General features: G+C 78.1%; 5 protein-coding genes. 1 reads left to right on the top strand and 4 read right to left on the bottom strand.

Going from position 1 to position 2,505, the window contains the following annotated elements:
- Positions 1-198 (top strand): helix-turn-helix domain-containing protein (locus CHC04_RS23320; protein ID WP_141233905.1); only part of this gene is annotated, 198 nt, incomplete at its 5' end.
- Here CHC04_RS23320 and CHC04_RS23315 read toward each other — a convergent pair.
- The 4 genes from CHC04_RS23315 to CHC04_RS23300 form a co-directional block, all read right to left on the bottom strand.
- Complete coding sequence (locus CHC04_RS23315; protein ID WP_089406351.1) at positions 173-562, bottom strand: hypothetical protein; 390 nt, start codon at positions 560-562, stop codon at positions 173-175. The genes CHC04_RS23320 and CHC04_RS23315 overlap by 26 nt on opposite strands.
- Positions 559-1,674: a flavin-containing monooxygenase gene (locus tag CHC04_RS23310; protein WP_089406350.1), complete on the bottom strand. Its 1,116-nt coding sequence runs from the start codon at positions 1,672-1,674 to the stop codon at positions 559-561. Before CHC04_RS23310 ends, CHC04_RS23315 begins: the two co-directional genes overlap by 4 nt.
- A 48-nt stretch (positions 1,675-1,722) precedes the next feature.
- The gene (locus CHC04_RS23305; RefSeq protein ID WP_089406349.1) at positions 1,723-2,196 is read right to left on the bottom strand and encodes a DUF6010 family protein; all 474 of its coding nucleotides are present in this window, start codon (positions 2,194-2,196) and stop codon (positions 1,723-1,725) included.
- A gap of 111 nt (positions 2,197-2,307) precedes the next feature.
- Positions 2,308-2,505: helix-turn-helix domain-containing protein (locus CHC04_RS23300; RefSeq protein WP_141233904.1), on the bottom strand; the 198-nt coding region annotated here is incomplete at its 5' end.

The following is a 2,505-nucleotide window of genomic DNA, read 5'->3' as shown; positions in this document are numbered from 1 at the left end:
GACGTGTCCACGGCCAGCGACCTGACCCCGCAGGAGCGGCAGGTCGCCGCGCTGGTCCGCCGCGGCCTGGCCAACCGCGACGTCGCCGCGCAGCTGTTCGTCAGCCCCCGCACGGTCGACTTCCACCTGCGCAACTGCTACGCCAAGCTCGGCGTCAGCTCCCGCACCGAGCTCACCGCCCTCCCCCTGGACCTGTAGCGGGCGGCTGCGGCGTCACCGCCAGGGCCGCCAGCACCGTGGTCAGCGGGCTCCACAGGACCAGCCCGTCGGCCGGCAGCCAGCCGAGGGCGGTCAACGGCGTCAGCAGCGCCGTCGGCACCACCCAGGTCACCAGGTGGACCGGTGCCCGGGACCACGCCTGCCGGCGCAGCCACGTCGCGGTGCCGGCGGCCCAGACCGCGACGGCGGCTCCGGCCGGCACCCACCCGGTCGCGCCGGTCAGCGTCCAGCACACGACCAGCGCGACCAGCCAGGCCACCGGCAGCAACAGGGTGCGCACGCCGTCGGCGAGCGCGGCGCCCAGCGACGCCGGTGCGCGCCCGGCGCCGGAGAGCGTGCTCACCGGGTCGCGACCGGGGGACGGGAGCCGGTCCAGGGCCGTCCCGCGGCGGCGGCCATCCGGTCGGCCAGCGCGGCGGCGTCGGCGCCGACGAAGCCGAGCAGCGCCGAGCCGCGGCAGGTCTGCCAGGGCTGGCCGAGGACGTACAGCCCGGGCACGTCGGTGACCCCGGCGGTGTGCCGGATCGCGCCGGCGTCGTCGAGGACGCCGGGCACGTGCAGCCACGAGTGGTCGGGCCGGTAGCCGGTCGCCCACACGACGGCGTCGACGTCGACGGTGCTGCCGTCGGCGAAGACGGCGGTGGAGCCGGTCAGGTCGGTCAGCCGCGGACGGAGGTCGACCCCGCGCCGGCGCAGCGCGCGGCTGCGGGTGCCGATGACGAGGTCGCCGCGGGCGCGCAGCCGGCGGGCGATGCGGGTGTGCGCGGGCACGGTGAAGAAGCCGACCGCGTCGAGCCAGTCGAACAGGTCGCGGCCGGCGATGCGCTGGGGCAGCTCGGTCGGCCGGGTGCCGACCGCGACGGTGACCGGCTGGGTGGCGACGAGCTCGGCGGCGATCTGCAGGCCGGAGTTGGCCGCGCCGACGACGAGCACGCGGCCGGCGCCGGGCAGCTGGGCGGGGTTGCGGTACTCGGCGCTGTGCAGCTGCGGCACGTCCGGGTCCAGCCGGGCGGCGAGGGCGGGCACGTGCGGGGTCTGGAACGGGCCGGTGGCGACCACGACCTGGCGGGCGCGCAGCGTCCCGGTCGGGGTGGTGGCCGTGAAGGTGCCGTCGGCCTCTCGGTGCAGCCGGGTCACCGGGGTGTCGAGCCGGACCGGCAGGGCGAAGTGGGCGGCGTAGGCGGCCAGGTAGTCGGCGACGTCGTCCTTGCCCGGGTGGCTGTCGGCCGGGGCGGGGAACGGCAGGCCGGGCAGCGAGTCGTACCGGGCGGGGCTAAACAGCCGCAGCGAGTCCCAGCGGCTGCGCCACGCGGCGCCGATCTCGGGGCCGGCGTCGACGAGCACGAAGTCCGCGTCGCGGGAGGTGAGGTGGGCGCCGAGGGCGAGGCCGGCCTGGCCGGCGCCGACGACGAGCACGTCGAGGGGCCGGTCCGCGGAGGAGGTGGGGAGGGTCATGGCGTCTCCTGACGGGGCGGGGCAGGGCGGGCGGAGGGGCGGGTGCGGTCAGCCGAGGCCGACGGTGAGCAGGGCGGCGGCGACGACGAGGTCGGCGACCAGGCAGGTCTCGGCGTACCAGCGCGGCACGACCCGGCCGAGGCGGTGGTGGGCGACGTCCCAGGCGGCGTGGCCGAGCCAGCCCGCGGCCAGCACGTAGCGGGCCGCGGCGGGCTCGACGGCGACCGCGGCGAGGGCCACCGCGCCGAAGCCGAGCACCGCCGCGGTCTGCGCGGTCAGCAGCCGCCGGTCGCCCAGGTCGCCGCGGGCGGTGCCCCAGGTCAGGTAGACGACCGCGGCCAGCAGCACGCACCACGCGCTGGTCCAGGCCTGCGCGGGCTCGGGCAGCCGGGCGACGAGCGCGAAGCCGTTGGCGGCCGCGACGGCACCGAGCGCGGCCGGCCAGCGGCGGGCGAGCACGCCGCGCACGCCGTCGGCGCGGCGGGTCGCGAGGTCCGGGGCGGCGGCGGTCGCGCGGGTCATGGGGTCTCCTCGGTCCGGGCTGGGGGCGGCTCGGACGCTAGGAGCCCGCCGGCGGCCTCACGCCGGCAGAACCGCCAGGTCGGTCGCCGGGACCCGACCGGGCTCCTCGGGTCAGAGGTCCAGGGGGAGCGCGGCGAGCTCGGTGCGGGAGGTGACGCCGAGCTTGGGGAAGACGTTGCGCAGGTGGAAGTCGACCGTGCGGGGGCTGACGAACAGCTGCGCGGCGACGTCGCGGTTGGCCAGGCCCTGCCGGACCAGCGCGACGACCTGCCGCTCCTGCGGGGTCAGGTCGCTGGCCGTGGACACGTC

Source organism: Geodermatophilus saharensis (assembly GCF_900188205.1).
GTDB classification, from domain to species: Bacteria; Actinomycetota; Actinomycetes; order Mycobacteriales; family Geodermatophilaceae; genus Geodermatophilus; species Geodermatophilus saharensis.
The sequence above is the reverse complement of the archived record's forward strand: the minus strand, read 5'-3'. Positions and strand labels throughout refer to the sequence as shown.